Annotated in this window: 15 protein-coding genes; 10 read left to right on the top strand and 5 right to left on the bottom strand. The window is 69.0% G+C overall.

Going from position 1 to position 16,789, the window contains the following annotated elements:
* Positions 1–38: 38 nt before the first annotated feature.
* Complete coding sequence (locus AC3A6R_RS00400) at positions 39–1,151, top strand: substrate-binding domain-containing protein (RefSeq protein WP_487863430.1); 1,113 nt, start codon at positions 39–41, stop codon at positions 1,149–1,151.
* Positions 1,148–2,602, top strand: coding sequence for an MFS transporter (locus AC3A6R_RS00395; protein ID WP_487863429.1), 1,455 nt, complete (start codon positions 1,148–1,150; stop codon positions 2,600–2,602). The genes AC3A6R_RS00400 and AC3A6R_RS00395 overlap by 4 nt, the downstream gene beginning before the upstream one ends.
* A 19-nt stretch (positions 2,603–2,621) precedes the next feature.
* On the opposite strand, the gene AC3A6R_RS00390 is transcribed toward AC3A6R_RS00395, so the two are convergent.
* Complete coding sequence (locus AC3A6R_RS00390) at positions 2,622–3,905, bottom strand: SUMF1/EgtB/PvdO family nonheme iron enzyme (protein WP_487863428.1); 1,284 nt, start codon at positions 3,903–3,905, stop codon at positions 2,622–2,624.
* A 163-nt stretch (positions 3,906–4,068) separates the two neighbouring features.
* Here AC3A6R_RS00390 and AC3A6R_RS00385 point away from each other — a divergent pair, with 163 nt between their 5' ends.
* A complete protein-coding gene (locus AC3A6R_RS00385) occupies positions 4,069–4,692 on the top strand; it encodes a TRAP transporter small permease subunit (RefSeq protein WP_487859755.1) in 624 nt (207 codons plus the stop codon).
* An 18-nt stretch (positions 4,693–4,710) separates the two neighbouring features.
* Positions 4,711–6,549 (top strand): TRAP transporter large permease, encoded by a 1,839-nt coding sequence (locus tag AC3A6R_RS00380; protein WP_487863427.1) that lies wholly within the window; start codon positions 4,711–4,713, stop codon positions 6,547–6,549.
* A gap of 100 nt (positions 6,550–6,649) precedes the next feature.
* Here the strand turns inward: AC3A6R_RS00380 and AC3A6R_RS00375 are convergent, their stop codons facing one another.
* The 4 genes from AC3A6R_RS00375 to AC3A6R_RS00360 form a co-directional block, all read right to left on the bottom strand.
* Complete coding sequence (locus AC3A6R_RS00375) at positions 6,650–7,732, bottom strand: TRAP transporter substrate-binding protein (protein WP_487859753.1); 1,083 nt, start codon at positions 7,730–7,732, stop codon at positions 6,650–6,652.
* Between the two features lie 112 nt (positions 7,733–7,844).
* The gene (gene dxs / locus AC3A6R_RS00370) at positions 7,845–9,701 is read right to left on the bottom strand and encodes a 1-deoxy-D-xylulose-5-phosphate synthase (protein WP_487863888.1); all 1,857 of its coding nucleotides are present in this window, start codon (positions 9,699–9,701) and stop codon (positions 7,845–7,847) included.
* Between the two features lie 38 nt (positions 9,702–9,739).
* Positions 9,740–10,663, bottom strand: coding sequence for a polyprenyl synthetase family protein (locus AC3A6R_RS00365; RefSeq protein WP_487863426.1), 924 nt, complete (start codon positions 10,661–10,663; stop codon positions 9,740–9,742).
* Positions 10,660–10,926 carry an exodeoxyribonuclease VII small subunit gene (locus tag AC3A6R_RS00360; RefSeq protein WP_487859751.1) on the bottom strand — a complete coding sequence of 89 codons (267 nt, stop codon included), beginning with the start codon at positions 10,924–10,926 and terminating at the stop codon, positions 10,660–10,662. Before AC3A6R_RS00360 ends, AC3A6R_RS00365 begins: the two co-directional genes overlap by 4 nt.
* Before the next feature lie 215 nt (positions 10,927–11,141).
* Here AC3A6R_RS00360 and AC3A6R_RS00355 point away from each other — a divergent pair, with 215 nt between their 5' ends.
* The 6 genes from AC3A6R_RS00355 to AC3A6R_RS00330 are packed head-to-tail and all read left to right on the top strand — an operon-like array spanning position 11,142 to position 16,785.
* Positions 11,142–12,269 carry an aromatic ring-hydroxylating oxygenase subunit alpha gene (locus tag AC3A6R_RS00355; protein ID WP_487863425.1) on the top strand — a complete coding sequence of 376 codons (1,128 nt, stop codon included), beginning with the start codon at positions 11,142–11,144 and terminating at the stop codon, positions 12,267–12,269.
* A gap of 36 nt (positions 12,270–12,305) precedes the next feature.
* Positions 12,306–13,238, top strand: a complete 933-nt coding sequence (locus AC3A6R_RS00350; RefSeq protein WP_487859749.1) for a DMT family transporter — start codon at positions 12,306–12,308, stop codon at positions 13,236–13,238.
* 47 nt (positions 13,239–13,285) lie between these two features.
* Positions 13,286–14,194, top strand: a complete 909-nt coding sequence (locus AC3A6R_RS00345; RefSeq protein WP_487859748.1) for a sulfurtransferase — start codon at positions 13,286–13,288, stop codon at positions 14,192–14,194.
* Positions 14,191–14,775, top strand: a complete 585-nt coding sequence (locus AC3A6R_RS00340) for a DUF2796 domain-containing protein (RefSeq protein WP_487863424.1) — start codon at positions 14,191–14,193, stop codon at positions 14,773–14,775. Before AC3A6R_RS00345 ends, AC3A6R_RS00340 begins: the two co-directional genes overlap by 4 nt.
* Positions 14,776–14,779: 4 nt before the next feature.
* The gene (locus tag AC3A6R_RS00335) at positions 14,780–15,526 is read left to right on the top strand and encodes an ABC transporter ATP-binding protein (protein ID WP_487863423.1); all 747 of its coding nucleotides are present in this window, start codon (positions 14,780–14,782) and stop codon (positions 15,524–15,526) included.
* A complete protein-coding gene (locus tag AC3A6R_RS00330; RefSeq protein WP_487863422.1) occupies positions 15,523–16,785 on the top strand; it encodes an ABC transporter permease in 1,263 nt (420 codons plus the stop codon). Before AC3A6R_RS00335 ends, AC3A6R_RS00330 begins: the two co-directional genes overlap by 4 nt.
* The last annotated feature ends 4 nt before the right edge of the window (positions 16,786–16,789 follow it).

The raw sequence follows: 16,789 nt of genomic DNA, 5'->3' as shown, positions 1-16,789 counted from the left end.
CTCTGCATAATGGGCCGGCCTCCACCCTCCGCCGCCCCGTGCAACAGATCGACCTTTCCTACGCGATCCGGCCGCGCCGCCATGGACCGCGGCAGATCCGCAATCCGCTGATGCAGATCCTGCAGGCGGTGCGCGAGCATGGCTCCATATCGGGCGCGTCGCGCGCGCTGGGGCTGTCGTACCGCCATGTGTGGGGCGAACTGCGCGCGTGGGAGCAGACGCTGGGCCGGCCGCTGGTGCAGGGCGAACAGGGCCAGCGTGCGCAGCTCTCCGAATTCGGCGACAAGCTGCTGTGGGCCGAGCGCCAGGCGCAGGCCCGGCTCGCGCCGCAGATCGAGGCGCTGCATGCCGAACTCGAGCGCGCCTTCGCGCTCGCCTTCGACGACCGCACCCATGTGCTGAGCCTGCAGGCGAGCCACGACGACGCGCTCGCGCTGCTGCGCACCCATGCGGCCGGCACGGCGCAGTTGCAGCTCGATATCCATTTCACCGGCAGCGTGGACGCGATCCGCGCGCTCAACCAGGGCCGCTGCGTGATGGCGGGCTTCCACACGCTGGAGAACCCGCCGCGCGGCTCGCTGGCGCAGCGCACCTACCAGCCGCTGCTCAAGCCGGGCCAGCACAAGCTGATCGGCTTTGCGCGGCGCACGCAGGGGCTGCTCGTGGCGCCGGGCAATCCGCTGCGCCTGCGCTCGCTGGCCGACGCGGCACGCCTGCGCGCGCGCTACGTGAACCGCGCCATCGGCACCGGCACGCGCGTGCTGCTCGACGACCTGCTCGCGCAGGCCGGGCTCGACGGCACCGCGCTCGCGGGCTACCACGAGCGCTGCGAGACCTCGCATGCGGCGGTGGCGCATGCCGTGGCATCGGGCCAGGCCGACGTGGGCCTCGGGCTCGCATCGGCGGCCGATGCCGAAGGCCTGGGCTTCGTGCCGCTGGTGCACGAGCGCTACCACCTCGCCTGCCTCAAGTCGGCGCTCGACCAGCCCGCCGTGCAGGCGCTGGTGCAGGTGCTGCGCAGCGCCGGGTGGCAGCACCTGCTGGGCACGCTGCCCGGCTACGAGACCGCAGGCAGCGGCGAAGTGCAGTCGCTGCGCGCGCTGCTGCCCTGGTGGACCTTTCAACGCGAGAAGGAGCACGGAGCGCATTGACCGACCAAAGCAACAGCAACACCCTCTACAGCGACATCCCCGCGCGGCTCGACCGCCTGCCTTGGTCGCGCTGGCACTGGCGCGTGGTGATCGCGCTCGGCGTCGCCTGGATTCTCGACGGGCTCGAGGTGACGCTGGTCGGATCGATCGGCGCGGTGCTCGAACGGCCCGACACGCTCGGCCTGAGCGCCACCGAGATCGGCCTGTCGGGCTCGGTCTACATCGCGGGCGCGGTGATCGGCGCGCTGCTGTTCGGCCGCCTCACCGACCGGCTCGGGCGCAAGAAGCTGTTCCTCGTCACGCTGGTGGTCTACACGCTGGGCACCTTCGCCACCGCGTTCTCGCCCGACTTCGCGTTCTTCGCGGTCTGCCGCTTCGTCACCGGCCTGGGCATCGGCGGCGAATACGCGGCCATCAACTCGGCGGTGGACGAACTCATCCCCGCGCGCGTGCGCGGCCGCGTGAACCTCGCGATCAACGGCAGCTTCTGGGTCGGCGCCGGACTGGGCGCCGGGCTCAGCCTGGTGCTGCTCGATCCGCAGGTGATCGGGCCGGTCTGGGGCTGGCGCGTGGGCTTCGGGCTCGGCGCGGTGCTGGCGGTGGCGATCTTGCTGGTGCGGCGCGACGTACCCGAAAGCCCGCGCTGGCTGGTGGCGCACGGCCGCGCCGACGAGGCGCTCGCGATCGTCGAGCGCATCGAGGCCGAGGTGCGCGTGCAGCATGGGCCGCTGCCGGCCCCCTCGACGAGCCGCGTGGCCTACGGCGGCGAGCGCCGCAGCCCCACCCTACGCGAAGTGGCGCAGGTGCTGTTGCACCGCTACCGCGCGCGCAGCGTGGTCGCGATGGCGCTGATGGTGTCGCAGGCCTTCTTCTACAACGCGATTTTCTTCACCTACGCGCTCGTGCTCACGCGCTTCTACGGCGTGGCCGAGGAAAACGTGGCGCTCTACATCTTTCCGTTCGCGCTCGGCAACGTGCTGGGTCCGCTGCTGCTCGGGCCGCTGTTCGACAGCGTGGGGCGGCGCAGGATGATCGCGCTGACCTACGTGCTGGCCGGCATCGGCCTCGCGCTCACGGGCTGGGCCTTCATGATGGGCTGGCTCGACGCGCGCAGCCAGGCGCTGTGCTGGTCGGCGGTGTTCTTCCTGGCCTCGGCCGCCGCGAGCTCCGCCTACCTGACGGTCAGCGAGGTCTTCCCGCTCGAGATGCGCGCCATGGCGATCGCGATCTTCTATGCCATCGGCACCGGCGCGGGCGGCTTCGTGGCGCCGCTGCTGTTCGGCATGCTCATCGAGACCGGCAGCCGCGGCGCGGTGACGGTCGGCTACGCGATCGGCGCCGTGCTGGTCATCGTGGCTGGGCTGCTGGCGCTGCGCTATGCGGCCGACGCCGAACGCCGGCCGCTCGAGGAAGTGGCGCCGCCGATGTCGACAGGCCCGCACGGCCGTTGACCTGTTCGGGGGTGGCGGGTCACAGGCTACAAGTCCGGAAGCCGAAAAACCCGTCGTCGCGTTCGGGCATCGCGAAACTGCGCCGCCGCAGCGACCGCAGCCGCGCGCGCGTCGCGAACGAGGCGCCGCGCAGCACGCGCGCGCGGCCGAAGGCGGGCACGGGGTCGAACTCGCTGCCCGCACTCCAGGGATCGGCGCGAAAGCCTGGCCACGGCCGCAACGTGCCCGCCGTCCATTCGTGCACATCGGCCCAGCGGAAGCCGCGCCGCGCGGCAGTGTGGGCCGCGATCTCCCATTCGACCTCGGTCGCGATGCGCCGGCCGGCCCAGCGCGCCCAGGCATCAGCCTCCCACCAGCTCAGGTGCACCGCGCTGTGATGGCCCGCGGCGCGCACCGTGGCGCCAAAGCGGTGTTGCAGCACCGAGCCGCCGCCGGTGCCGATGCGTGCCGCGCCGATCTGCTCGACGTGGCGCGGACTGCGACGCCCCTCGGCCTGCTGCCCGAGCCAGCGCCAGCCTTCGGGATGCCAGAGCGCCTCGCGGTCGTAGCCGCCCTCGTCGACGAACTCGATGTACTGGCTCCAGGTCACGGGCTGCGCGTCGATCTCGAATTCGGGCACCTCGAGGCGTTGCAGGCCCGTCTCCTGCGCAAAGGCGAAGCCGCCGCCCTCGCCCGCGCCGAGCGCCCATGGCGTGGCGGGCAGCAGCAGCGGCTCGCGCACCACGGCGGCTGGCGGCTGGCCGATGCCGAGCGGCAGCCCCAGCGTTTGCGCCATCACGATGAACTGCTCGCCGCGCAGGTCTTCGTGGAACAGCGCCAGGCGATAGAAGTAGAGCCCCGGATCGGTCTCGGCCGCATGCTCGAGCAGTTCGAGCGTGCTCTCCAGGGTCTCGAGCAGGTAGGCCCGGGTGTGCGCCAGGTCGGGCAGGTCCGACGACCCGCGCTGCGCCGGGTTCCACCATTCGTCGGCCTGCGGGTCGATGGCGGCGAGTCGGGTCGGGCGCACCGGGCAGTCGGCGCCGAAGGCACGCTGGGTGTTGCGGCCGATCCACCATTCGGCAAACCAGCCGATGTGCCCGGCGAGCCAGAGCGGCGGCACCACGTCCGGCTCGCCCGCGGGCACCGGCAGCCTGGCCGAGCCCAGCGCCTGTTCGTAGAGCGACAGCAGGTGGAGCGTGTGGTTGCGCGCGTCGATCAGCGCCAGTGAGAGCAGGTCGCGCCCGGCCCGATGCATCTCGGGCGAATCGATGCCGGCGGGCACGGAGATCGCCGGATCGAATGCGGAGCGCGGTGCCTGGGCCATGGCCCGCATTATCGGCACCGTCCCGCGGGTAGCCCCTGAAGGTATTCCCCTGGGTAGTTCATTAGAATTCAGCCCGCCCTCCCGCACCCGACCCATCGGCGCACAACGCCGGTGCGTCGGGTGCATTCGTATCGGGGGCTTCCAATACAAAGATGGAGATGTGATGCAAGGCTTGCTCAAGCTGTCCCGGGCCATTGACTGGCTCAATGCCCAAGTGGGCAAATACGCCATCTGGCTCATCCTGGCGGCCACCGTGATCAGCGCACTCAATGCGGTGGTCCGGAAGGTCTTCAACATGAGTTCGAACGCGTTCCTCGAAGTGCAGTGGTACCTCTTCGCCTGGTCGTTCCTGGTTGCGGCGGGCTTCACGCTGCTGCACCGCGAGCATGTGCGCATCGACGTGGTCAACAGCCGCCTGTCCAAACGCAAGCAGGTGTGGATCGACATCATCGGCTTCGCCTTCTTTCTCACGCCGCTGTGCCTCACGGTGCTGTACCTGTCGACGCCGGTGGTGCTCCAGATGTACCAGTCGGGCGAGACCTCGGGCAATTCGGGCGGCCTGATCCGCTGGCCCGTGTGGGCGGCGCTGCCGGTGGGCTTCATGCTGCTGATGCTGCAGGGCTGGTCCGAGCTCATCAAGCGCATCGCATTCCTGCGCGGCGAGGGGCCCGACCCGATGGGCCGCCTGACCGACAAGACGGCCGAGGCCGAACTCATCGAAGCCCTGCGCCTGCAGGCCGAGGTCGAGGCCGCCAAGGCCGCCGCCGAGCCCAAGCCACAGCACTGACCCCGCCAGAACCACATCATGGAATTCATTGCTGCCAACTTCGCCCCGATCATGTTCGCGGGGCTGATCTGTTTCCTGCTGCTCGGCTTTCCGGTGGCTTTCAGCCTCGGCGCCTGCGGCCTTTTCTTCGGTCTCGTGGGCATCGAACTGGGCGTATTCCAGTCCTCGGTGATGGCATGGCTGCCGCAGCGGCTCATCGGCATCATGGCCAACGACACGCTGCTGGCCGTGCCCTTCTTCACGCTCATGGGGCTCATCCTCGAGCGAAGCGGCATGGCCGAGGACCTGCTCGACACCGTCGGCCAGGTCTTCGGCCCCATGCGCGGCGGCCTGGCGCTCGCGGTGATCTTCGTCGGCGCCCTGCTGGCGGCGACCACCGGCGTAGTGGCCGCCTCGGTCATCTCGATGGGCCTGATCTCGCTGCCGATCATGCTGCGCTACGGCTACGACCGGCGCCTCGCGAGCGGTGCGATCGCCGCCTCGGGTACGCTGGCGCAGATCATCCCGCCCTCGCTGGTGCTGATCATCATGGCCGACCAGCTCGGCCGCAGCGTGGGCGACATGTACAAGGGCGCGTTCCTGCCCGGCTTCATGCTGATGGGCCTGTACGTGCTGTACGTCGTGCTCCTCGCGATCTTCAAGCCGTCGCAGGTGCCTGCGCTGCCGCCCGAGGCGCGCACCTACCGTGAGCCCAACGGCAGCGGCGGCTACATCTCGCTGGTGGGGCTCACGGCGCTGTCGGCCGTGGTGGCGGTCTGGCTGGCGCGCAACATGGAAGCGGTGCACACCTGGATCCAGGGCCGTGAAGTCACCTTCGTGGCCACCGACGAGAAGGTGGTGGTGGCGCTGTGCGGCGGCGTGTTCCTCGCACTGGTGATAGCCCTGGCCAACAAGGCGCTCAAGCTCAACCTGCTGTCGCGACTGGCGGAGCGCGTGACCTTCGTGCTGATCCCGCCGCTGCTGCTGATCTTCCTGGTGCTGGGCACCATCTTCCTGGGCGTTGCCACGCCGACCGAAGGCGGCGCAATGGGCGCCATGGGCGCGCTGATCATGGCCTGGGTGCGCCGCCGGCTGAGCTTCTCGCTGCTCAAGCAGGCGCTGGCCGCGACCACCAAGCTGTCGAGCTTCGTGATGTTCATCCTGATCGGCGCGACGGTGTTCAGCCTGGTGTTCCAGGCCGCCGACGGCCCGATCTGGGTCGAGCACCTGCTCTCTTCGCTGCCGGGCGGCGCCGTGGGCTTCCTGATCGTGGTGAACATCCTGGTGTTCTTCCTGGCGTTCTTCCTCGACTACTTCGAACTGTCGTTCATCGTGGTGCCGCTCCTGGCGCCGGTGGCCGACAAGCTTGGTATCGACCTGATCTGGTTCGGCGTGCTGCTCGCGGTCAACATGCAGACCTCGTTCATGCATCCGCCGTTCGGCTTCGCACTGTTCTTCCTGCGCTCGGTGGCGCCCGAAAAGCAGTACGTCGACCGCGTGACCCAGAAGGTCATGGAGCCGGTCACCACGATGCAGATCTACAGGGGCGCGATTCCCTTCCTGCTGATTCAGCTGACGATGGTGGGCATCCTGATCGCGTTCCCGCAGATCGTGACGGGCAGCCTCGAGAAGGCGCCGAACGTCAATCTCGAGGACATCGGCCGCCAGATGCGTGAAAGCCTCACGCCCGAAGGCGGCGGACTCGCGCCCGAGCCCTATGGCTCCGAAGTGCCGACCTTCGGCAGCAGCCCTGCGCCGGAAGAACCGCCGCCGTCGGCTGAACCCGCCGAACCGTCGGAGAGCGCGGAGAGCGCGGAGAGTGATCCGCTGAAGGCCATGGAAGACGCGCTCAAGCAGCAGGAGGGCAAGAAGCCCTGACCTGCCGCCAGGCACTGACGGCAAAAAGGCCGGCCACTCTTGCGAGTGGCCGGCCTTCTTTTTTGTCGTGCGCCCGACGATTGCTCGCCGGTGCGTCCGGTCAGATCTTGACCGAGTTCATGTACTGGTTGAACGGGTACTCCGAGAAGCGGTTCCACAGGATCTGGTCGCGCTGGAAGGCGCGCATGTCCTGGTGGATCTTCTTGAACTCGGGCGACTTGCCCTCGTGCAGGGCGAACACTTCCATCGAAGCCTTGAAGCCGGCGTCCATCACTGCCTTCGGGAAGGCCTTGAGCTGGGTCTTGTCGGCCACGAGCTTCTTCAGCGCGATGGGGTTGTACGCGTCGTACTTGGCGAGCATGTCGCGCGCGGCAACCTTGGTGGCCGCGTTGAGGATCGCCTTGTTCTCGTCGGACAGCTTGGCGAATGCCTTGTTGTTGATGAAGAACTCGAGGTCGGCGCCGCCTTCCCACCAGCCGGGGTAGTAGTAATACGGCGCAACCTTGTTGAAGCCGAGCTTCTGGTCGTCGTGCGGACCGACGAACTCGGCCGCGTCCAGCGTGCCCTTCTCGAGCGCCTGGTACACGTCGCCGGCCGGCATGTTCTGCGAGATCACGCCCAGCTTGGCCATCGCCTCGCCGAACACGCCGCCGCCCATGCGCATCTTCAGGCCCTTGAGGTCCGCGACGGTCTTGATCTCCTTGCGGTACCAGCCGCCCATCTGCGTGCCGGTGCTGCCGGCGCTGGCGGTGTGGAAGTTGTAGTTGGCGAAGAAGGCATCGAGCAGCTTGCGGCCGTTGCCGTATTCCTTCCAGGCGTCGTTCTGGCGTGCGGTGAGGCCGAAGGGCACGGCGCAGCTGAACGCAAAGATCGGGTCCTTGCCGGTGAAGTAGTAGGCGGCGCTCTGCGCCATCTCGAGCGTGTCGCCCTGCAGGGCATCGACCACGCCGAACGCGGGCATCAGTTCGCCGGCGGGGTGCGCCGAGATCTCGAACTTGCCGCCCGACATGGCCTTGACCGTCTTCGACAGCATTTCGGCGCTGCCGAAGATGGTGTCGAGCGAGCGGGGAAAGCTCGATGCGAGGCGCCAGCGGACGGCGGCCTGCGCGTGAACCGCGGGCGCAATGCCGGCAGCCAGAACGCCGGCGATGCCTGCGTTTTTGATGAGAGAACGACGATCCATTGATTTCACTCCGGGTGCTTCAGAAAAAACGAAACGCGGCTTGTGACCGCGTTGGGGACTTTTGTGAGTCTTCGCGATTGTAAAAACCCGCTTACACCCGGCTCGCCGGGGTTTACCCTGCGACCGCGCCGAAGCGCTGGGCGATGGCGGCCTCGATGCCGGCCGCGTCGAGCCCGATCGACGCCAGCAGCCCGGCCGGGTCGCCATGCTCGATGAAGCGGTCGGGCAAGCCCAATTGCAGCACCGGCTTCTGCACGCCCGCAGCCTGCAGCGCCTCGAGCACCGCGCTGCCCGCGCCGCCCATGACCGCGCCCTCCTCGAGCGTGACGATGGCCTCGTGCGTGCGGGCGGCCTCGAGCAACAGCTCGACGTCGAGCGGCTTGGCCCAGCGCATGTTGAGCACCGTGGCGTCGAGCGATTCGGCGGCGGTGAGCGCCGGATAGAGCAGCGTGCCGAACGCGAGGATCGCAATGCGCCGTCCCTGGCGGCGCACCTCGCCCTTGCCGAAGGGCAGCGCGTCGAGCGCGAGGTGCGGCGCCACGCCAGCGCCCGCGCCGCGCGGATAGCGCACCGCCACGGGATGGTTCTGCTCGTAGGCGCTCGTGAGCAGCTGCCGGCACTCGCGCTCGTCGGCCGGGCAGGCGATGCTCATGTTCGGAATGCAGCGCAGGAACGGGATGTCGTAGGCGCCCGCATGGGTGGCACCGTCGGCGCCCACGAGGCCCGCGCGGTCGAGCGCGAACACCACGGGCAGGTTCTGGATCGCCACGTCGTGGATCAGCTGGTCGTAGGCGCGCTGCAGGAAGGTCGAATAGATCGCGACCACCGGCTTCAGGCCCTCGCACGCGAGGCCGGCCGCGAAGGTGACCGCATGCTGCTCGGCAATGCCCACGTCGTAGTAGCGATCGGGGAAGCGCTGCTCGAACTCGACCAGCCCCGAGCCCTCGCGCATCGCGGGCGTGATGCCCACGAGCCGTCCGTCGTGCGCCGCCATGTCGCAGAGCCACTGGCCGAAGACCTGGGTGAAGGTCTGCTTGGCCGGCGCTGCGGACTTGACCAGGCCGACCTGCGGATCGAACTTGCCGGGCCCGTGGTAGGCCACCGGATCGGCCTCGGCCAGCTTGTACCCCTGCCCCTTCTTGGTGACCACGTGCAGGAACTGCGGGCCGTCGAGGTGCTTGAGGTTCTCGAGCGTGGGCACCAGCGAGTCGAGGTCGTGGCCGTCGATCGGTCCGACGTAGTTGAAGCCGAACTGCTCGAACAGCGTGGCCGGCACCACCATGCCCTTGGCATGCTGCTCGAAGCGCTTGGCCAGCTCGAACAGCGGCGGCGCGGCGCGCAGCACGCTCTTGCCGACGTTCTTGGCCGCGGCGTAGAAGTTGCCGCTCATCAGTTGCGCGAGATAGCGGTTGAGCGCGCCCACGGGCGGGCTGATCGACATGTCGTTGTCGTTCAGGATCACGAGCAGCTTGCAGTCGCACACGCCCGCGTTGTTGAGCGCCTCGAAGGCCATGCCGGCGGTGAGTGCGCCGTCGCCGATGATCGCGACCGTGTGGCGGTCTTCGCCCTTCTGCTTGGCCGCCATCGCCATGCCGAGGGCGGCCGAGATGCTGGTCGACGAGTGCGCGGTGCCGAAGGTGTCGTATTCGCTCTCGGTGCGCTGCGGAAAGCCCGAGATGCCGCCGATCTGTCGCAGCGTGGGCATGCGATCGCGCCGGCCGGTCAGGATCTTGTGCGGATAGGTCTGGTGGCCCACGTCCCACACCAGCCGGTCGTGCGGTGTCTCGAACACATGGTGCAGCGCGACCGTGAGCTCGACCGTCCCGAGGTTGGAGCTCAGGTGGCCGCCGGTGCGCGAGACGTTGTCGAGCACGCAGGCCCGCACCTCGTCCGCCAGCTGCTTGAGCTGGGCCCGGTCGTACTGCCGGATCGGCGCCGGGTCGTGGAGCGTGGAAAGCAGCGGTGCCATGGGTTCGTCGTGGGTCTTCTTGTCCATCGGTGGTCAGTTCATCGGTCGCGGTCGACGACCATGTGGGCCAGCGCGCGCAGCGCGGCCGTGTCGGCGAGGCCGCTGCGTTCGAGCGCGGCGAGCGCCTGGGCGAGCAACTGGGCCGCCTGCGCGCGCGCGCCCTCGAGGCCCCAGAGCGAGACGTAGGTGGGCTTGTCCGCGGCCGCATCCTTGCCGGCCGTCTTGCCGAGGGTCTGCGAGTCGGCCGTCACGTCGAGGATGTCGTCGACCACCTGGAACGCCAGGCCGATCGCGGCTCCGTATTCGCGCAGCGCGGCGACGGCGCCGGGCGGCATCGTACCGGCCGCGCAGGCCGCGCCCATCTCGACGCTGCCTTGCAACAACGCGCCGGTCTTCAGGCGGTGCATCTCGCGCAGTTGGGCTTCGTCGAGCGCCATGCCGACACTGGCAAGGTCGATGGCTTGGCCGCCCGCCATGCCCTGGCTGCCTGCGGCGCGCGCGAGCAGCCGGCACAGGGTGGCCTGCATCAGCGTAGGCACCTCGTCGCCTTCGGGCGTCAGCAGCTCGAAGGCCAGCGCCTGCAGCGCGTCGCCGGCCAGCAGCGCATCGGCTTCGCCGAACTTCACGTGGACCGTGGGCTTGCCGCGGCGCAGCACGTCATTGTCCATGCAGGGCAGGTCGTCGTGCACCAGCGAATACGCATGAATGAGTTCCGCCGCGCAGGCCGCACGCAGCGCCGCGGCGGGATTGCCGTCGACCGCCTCGCTCGCCGCCAGCACCAGCAGGGGCCGCAGGCGCTTGCCACCGTCGAGCACTGCATAGCGCATGGCATCGCCGAGCAGCACGGGCGCATCGACACCGACCCAGGCCGACAACGCCGATTCGACGCGTGCGAGGTGCGGTTCGCTCCAGCGCGCGAGGCGCGCCGAGTCCCAGTGCCCGGCCAGACGTTCAGCGCTCATTCGGCGGCCCACGGCTTCAGCGCGCCGGCATCGAGCACCTTGATCTGGTCTTCGACCGCCTGGAGCTTCTCGCGGCAGAAGGCGAGCAGGGCGGCGCCGCGCTGGTAGCTGCCCAGCAGCTGGTCGAGCGGCAACTGGCCCGACTCGAGCTCTGCAACCAGCTTCTCCAACTCCTGGAGCCCGGCTTCGTAGCTGGCCGGCAGCGGACCTGTGTCGGGCGAGGCTTCCGGGCTGGACGAAGCGGAGGGAGTGACCTTGGGCATGCGAGGGAATGTGAATGAAACATGGCATTTTAGGACGGGGAACCAGCGGGCTGCCGCCGGGCCTCGACCTTGGGCCGGCGCGATGATGCCCCCTTGGGTACAATGCCCGATTCCCCCGCCGGCAGCGCCGGCACAACTCTCGGGCCGTCGCATTGCCGCACGGCGCCCTTCCGTCTTTCTCTTTTCTCCCTGTGGGGAGCTTGGTCAGGTCCTCCATGTCTGATTTAAGTCTTCAACTGCAGCAGGCCGCGAGCCAACTTCCAGTTTCCGCGTACTTCGACGACTCGCTCTACGCGCGCGAGATGCAGACGCTTTTCGCCCAAGGCCCGCGCTACGTGGGTCACCGGCTGGCCGTGCCCGAACCGGGCAACTTCCACACCTTGCCGCAGGAGCACCAGGGCCGCGCGCTCGTGCACACGCCCAAGGGCGTGGAGCTCATCTCCAACGTGTGCCGCCATCGGCAGGCGCTGATCCTGCAGGGCCGCGGCCAACTCGACAGCCAGGCGGGCGGCAACATCGTGTGTCCGCTGCACCGGTGGACCTACGCGGCGAGCGACCCGCGCACCACGGGCACGCTGATCGGCGCGCCCCACTTCGACCAGGACCCCTGCCTGAACCTGCACAACTACCCGCTCACCGAGTGGAACGGGCTGCTGTTCGAGGCCAACGGGCGCGACGTGGCGGCCGACCTCGCCACGCTGGGGCCGCGCGCCGAACTCGACTTCGAGGGCTATGCGCTCGACCACGTCGAGCTGCACGAGTGCAACTACAACTGGAAGACCTTCATCGAGGTCTACCTCGAGGACTACCACGTGGGCCCCTTTCACCCGGGCCTGGGCAGCTTCGTGACATGCGACGACCTGCGCTGGGAATTCAACAAGAATTTCTCCGTGCAGACCGTGGGCGTGGCCAACCGGCTCGGCCGCGCCGGCAGCCCCGTCTACCAGCGCTGGCAGGAGCAGTTGCTCAAGTACCGCGAAGGCAAGCCGCCGAAGTTCGGCGCCATCTGGCTCACCTACTACCCGCACGTCATGATCGAGTGGTATCCGCACGTGCTGACCGTCTCCACGCTGCACCCGGTGGGGCCGCAGAAGACGCTCAACATGGTCGAGTTCTTCTACCCCGAGGAAATCGTCGCCTTCGAGCGCGAATTCGTCGAGGCCCAACGCGCTGCGTACATGGAAACCTGCGTCGAGGACGACGAGATCGCCGAGCGCATGGACGCCGGGCGCCGCGCGCTGATGCTGCGCGGCGAGAACGAGACCGGCCCTTACCAGAGCCCGATGGAAGACGGCATGCAGCAGTTCCACGAGTGGTATCGGCAGACGATGCATGCCGCCTGAGGCGATGACCGCTGCGCCGGCGGGCGGGGGCGGCTGATGCAAGCACTGTGGATGGTGCTGGGCGCCTTTCTTTTCGCAACCATGAGCGTGGTCGTCAAGATTGCATCGGCCTGGTTCAACAGCGGCGAGATGGTGCTCGGGCGCGGGCTGATCGGCATCGTGTTCCTGTGGCTGCTGGCGCGCAGTCGCGGCGTGTCGATGGCCACGCGCTACCCCGGCATGCACGCCTGGCGCAGCATCATTGGCGTGGTGTCGCTCGGCGCGTGGTTCTACGCCATCGCCCACATGCCGCTCGCCACGGCCGTCACGCTCAACTACATGAGCAGTGTCTGGGTCGCGGCCTTCCTGGTCGGCGGCACGCTGCTCGCCTGGGTGCCGGTGCGCGGGCGCGACGGCCGCGTCGAGCGCCCGCCGCTGCAGGGCACGCTCGCGGCCACGGTGCTCGCGGGCTTCGTCGGCGTGGTGCTGATGCTCAAGCCCACGGTGGACGACAGCAACGGCTTCGCGGGCATGCTGGGCCTGCTGTCGGGCCTGACGGCCGCCTTCGCCTACATGCAGGTGGTGGCGCTGTCGCGCATCGGCGAACCCGAGCTGCGTACCGTCTTCTATTTTGCGGTGGGCTCGGCCGTGGCCGGCGCATTCGCGACCGGCGCCACCGGGTTTTCGGGCAACGGCGCATGGACGTGGCAGCATGCGCTCTGGCTGCTGCCCATCGGCCTCCTGGCCGCCCTCGGCCAGCTCTGCATGACACGCGCCTATGCCACTGCCAAGACGCAGGCCGGCACCCTCGTGGTCGCCAACCTGCAGTATTCCGGCATCGTCTTTGCGGCGTTCTACGGCGTGGTGCTGTTCGACGACCGCATCGACGCCACCGGCTGGGCCGGCATGGCGCTCATCATCGCGAGCGGCATCGCGGCCACCGTGCTGCGTCAGCGCGCCGTGCCCAAGGCGCCCGCCGAGGAACACTGACACGCCGGCGCATCAAACCGATCAACGCGACAGCGAAGGAACTTGCCATGTACACCACCCTCGTCAGCGTCGAACAACTCCGCGCGCTTCAAGCGGGCGACACGCCCTTGATGGTCTTCGACTGCACCTTCGACCTCATGGCGCCCGAAGCCGGCGCAAAGCAATATGCGGCGGCCCACATCCCGGGCGCAGTGCATGCCGACCTCGACGACAACCTGAGCGCGCCGCACGGCAGGCCCGGCGCGCACGGTGAGGTGGTGGTTGCACAAGAAGACGGCGTGCCGGCCTCGGGCGGGCGCCATCCGCTGCCGAGCCGCGAGAAATTCGCGCAGTGGCTGTCGAGCGTGGGCTTTTCCAACGACATGCAGGCCGTGGTGTACGACCGCAACGGCGCCAACTACTGCGGCCGGCTCTGGTGGATGCTCAAGTGGATGGGCCACGATGCCGTGGCCGTGCTCGACGGCGGCCTGCAGGCGTGGCAGGCCGCAGGCGGCGAAGTGACCGACCGCGAGGAGCCGGCGCGCTTCCAGTCGAACTTCGTCGCCAGCGAGCCGCTCGCTCGGCTCGTGACCACCGACGACGTGGTCCGCCGGCTCGGCCAGCCCGGCCAGAACTTGATCGATGCGCGTGCCGCCGCACGCTATCGCGGCGAGGTGGAACCTCTGGACCCGATCGCGGGTCACATCCCCGGGGCCCTGAACCGGCCCTTCGCCGAGAACCTCGGCCCCGACGGCAAGTTCAAGCCGGCATCGCAGCTGCGTGCCGAGTTCGAGGCGCTGCTCGCGGGACGCGATCCGGCGACGGTCGTGCACCAATGCGGCAGTGGCGTGAGCGCCGTGCCCAACCTGCTGGCGATGCAGATCGCGGGGCTGGGAACGACCGCGCTCTATGCCGGCAGCTGGAGCGAATGGAGCAACACCCCGGGGCTGCCGACCCGGCAAGGCGCAGAACCATGAAACGCATTCGACTCCGACGCACGTCGTCCGGCTTCGCCCTCGCAATGGCAGCAGCATTGGCTGCCGCCTGCGTTCTTCCTGCACAGGCCCAGCACCAGCATGCGCATGTGCATGGCCAGCTCACGCTCGACGTGGCCGTCGACGGCCCCACGGTGGTGATCGCCATGGAATCCCCGCTCGACAACCTCGTGGGCTTCGAGCGCGCGCCGCGTACCAACGCCGAGAAAAAAACCTCCGAGGACGCCGTGGCCCAGTTGCGCGCGGCCGACAAGCTCTTCGCCGTCGATCCCGCGGCCAACTGCAAGCTCGGCCCGGTCGAGCTGCGCTCCAGCGCGCTGGGCCTGGGCCAGCCGGACCCCGCCGAGGCCGCGGGCCATGCCGACCTGGACGCCACCTTCTCCTTCAACTGCACCAGCGCAGCCGCGGCCAAATTCATCGACGTGAACCTCTTCTCCGCCTTCAAGGGCATGCGGCAGATCGACGTGCAGGTCGCCACGGCCCAGGGACAGTTCAAGCGCCAGCTCAAGCGCCCGGGCGGCGCCAAGGCGGCCCAGCCGGTTCGCCTCGGCTGGGGCCAATGAGGCCGTGAGCACCCTCGCCGCGGGCCAAGCGAAGCCGCTGCGCGTGGTGCTTGCCGCCGAAGGCCTGCGCTTTGCATGGCCCGGCGCGACGCGGCCCTGCATCGACATCGAAGCCTTCCGCATCACCGCCGGCGAATCCGTCTTCCTGCACGGGCCGAGCGGCTGTGGCAAGAGCACGCTGCTGTCGCTGCTGGCCGGCGTGCTGGTGGCGGACGAAGGCCGCGTGTGCCTGCTGGGCCACGACTGGTCGAAGCTTTCGGGCGCGGCGCGCGACCGCTGCCGCGTGGCGCATGTGGGCTACATCTTCCAGCAGTTCAACCTGCTGCCGTACCTGAGCGTGGTCGACAACGTGCTGCTGCCCTGCCGATTCTCCGAGCGGCGCAGCAACCAGGCGGCGCAGCACGGCGGCAGCGCGCGCGCCGAGGCCGAGCGCCTGCTCGGCGGCATGGGCCTCGAGCGCAGCCTCTGGCAGCGCCCGGCCATGCAGCTCTCGGTGGGCCAGCAGCAGCGCGTGGCCGCGGCGCGCGCGCTCATCGGCCAGCCCGAGGTGGTGATCGCCGACGAACCCACCTCGGCGCTCGACGAGGACCGGCGCGAAGCCTTTCTCGACGTGCTGCTGACCGCCTGCGCACTGAACCAGAGCGCGCTCGTCTTCGTGAGCCACGACCAGCGCATCGCCCAGCGCTTTGCGCGCCACGTGCTGCTGCCCGAGATCAACCGCGCGGCGGCGGGCGCGTCGGAAATGATATGAGCGCCCTCTTCTCGATCGCCTGGCGCAGCGCCTGGAACCGCCGCTTCACGCTCGCGCTCACCGTGTTCTCGATCGCGCTGTCGACCTTCTTGCTGCTCGGGGTCGAGCGCATCCGCACCGAGCTGCGCCAGAACTTCGCCGCGTCGGTCTCGGGCACCGACCTGATCGTCGGCGCGCGCACGGGCTCCACGCAGCTGCTGCTGTATTCGGTATTCCGCATCGGCTCGGCCACCAACAACATTGCGTGGAAGAGCGTGCAGGCGCTCGCCGCGCACCCGGGCGTCGACTGGGTGGTGCCGCTGTCGCTCGGCGATTCGCACCGCGGCTTTGCCGTGCTTGCCACCTCGCCCGAGTACTTCATGCGGTTCCGCTACGGCAACCGGCAGCCGCTCGTGCTGCGCGAGGGCAAGCCCTTCGACGCGCTGTTCGACACGGTGGTCGGCGCCGAAGTGGCCGACCGGCTCGGCTACCACGTGGGCCAGAAGATCACGCTCGCCCATGGCGGCGGCGAACTCAACACCGCCGAGCATGCCGACAAGCCCTTCACCGTGGTGGGCGTGCTCGCGCGGACCGGCACGCCGGTCGACCGCACGGTGCACATCGGCCTCGAGGCGATGGAGGCGATCCACCTCGAGTGGGTGGGCGGCGCACCGATGCCGGGCGTGAAGATCCCGGCCGAGCAGGTGCGCAAGTTCGACCTCACGCCGAAGAACGTGACGGCCGCGCTCGTGGGCCTGAAGAACCGCGCCGCGGTGTTCGGCGTGCAGCGCTGGATCTCGACCTACAACGGCGAGCCGCTCATGGCGATCCTGCCCGGCGTGGCCCTCGACGAACTGTGGAGCGTGATCGGCGTGGGAGAGAACGCGCTGCTCCTGATGTCGGCGCTGGTGGCGCTCGTCAGCCTCGCGGGGCTGGTGTCGGTTGTGCTGGCGGGGCTCAACGAGCGGCGGCGCGAGCTCGCGGTGCTGCGCGCCGTCGGCGCCGGCGGGCGCCATGTGCTGGCGCTGCTCGCGCTCGAAGGCGCCATGGTCACCGTGCTCGGCGTGGCCTTCGGCGTGGCGATGGCGGTGCTCGGCATTGCCCTGCTGGCGCCATGGCTGCAGTCGCAGTTCGGGCTGACACTGAGCCTTTCGGAACCTACACTGAACGAATGGCTGCTGCTGGCGAGCCTGCTGGCCGCGGGCTGGCTGGCAAGCCTGCTGCCCGGAATCCGCGCGTACAGGCTGTCGCTGGCGGACGGGCTTTCTCCGAGGATCTAGAAAC

Source organism: Variovorax sp. Soil_C_19 (genome assembly GCF_057657255.1).
The sequence above is the reverse complement of the archived record's forward strand: the minus strand, read 5'-3'. Positions and strand labels throughout refer to the sequence as shown.

Bases quoted from the DNA above. Each gene is read 5' to 3' on its own strand.
- AC3A6R_RS00390 (WP_487863428.1), bottom strand. From the start codon at position 3,905: ATGGCCCAGGCACCGCGCTCCGCATTCGATCCGGCGATCTCCGTGCCC.
- AC3A6R_RS00385 (WP_487859755.1), top strand. From the start codon at position 4,069: ATGCAAGGCTTGCTCAAGCTGTCCCGGGCCATTGACTGGCTCAATGCC.
- AC3A6R_RS00380 (WP_487863427.1), top strand. From the start codon at position 4,711: ATGGAATTCATTGCTGCCAACTTCGCCCCGATCATGTTCGCGGGGCTG.
- AC3A6R_RS00375 (WP_487859753.1), bottom strand. From the start codon at position 7,732: ATGGATCGTCGTTCTCTCATCAAAAACGCAGGCATCGCCGGCGTTCTG.
- dxs (WP_487863888.1), bottom strand. From the start codon at position 9,701: ATGGCACCGCTGCTTTCCACGCTCCACGACCCGGCGCCGATCCGGCAG.
- AC3A6R_RS00365 (WP_487863426.1), bottom strand. From the start codon at position 10,663: ATGAGCGCTGAACGTCTGGCCGGGCACTGGGACTCGGCGCGCCTCGCG.
- AC3A6R_RS00360 (WP_487859751.1), bottom strand. From the start codon at position 10,926: ATGCCCAAGGTCACTCCCTCCGCTTCGTCCAGCCCGGAAGCCTCGCCC.
- AC3A6R_RS00355 (WP_487863425.1), top strand. From the start codon at position 11,142: ATGTCTGATTTAAGTCTTCAACTGCAGCAGGCCGCGAGCCAACTTCCA.
- AC3A6R_RS00350 (WP_487859749.1), top strand. From the start codon at position 12,306: ATGCAAGCACTGTGGATGGTGCTGGGCGCCTTTCTTTTCGCAACCATG.
- AC3A6R_RS00345 (WP_487859748.1), top strand. From the start codon at position 13,286: ATGTACACCACCCTCGTCAGCGTCGAACAACTCCGCGCGCTTCAAGCG.
- AC3A6R_RS00340 (WP_487863424.1), top strand. From the start codon at position 14,191: ATGAAACGCATTCGACTCCGACGCACGTCGTCCGGCTTCGCCCTCGCA.
- AC3A6R_RS00330 (WP_487863422.1), top strand. From the start codon at position 15,523: ATGAGCGCCCTCTTCTCGATCGCCTGGCGCAGCGCCTGGAACCGCCGC.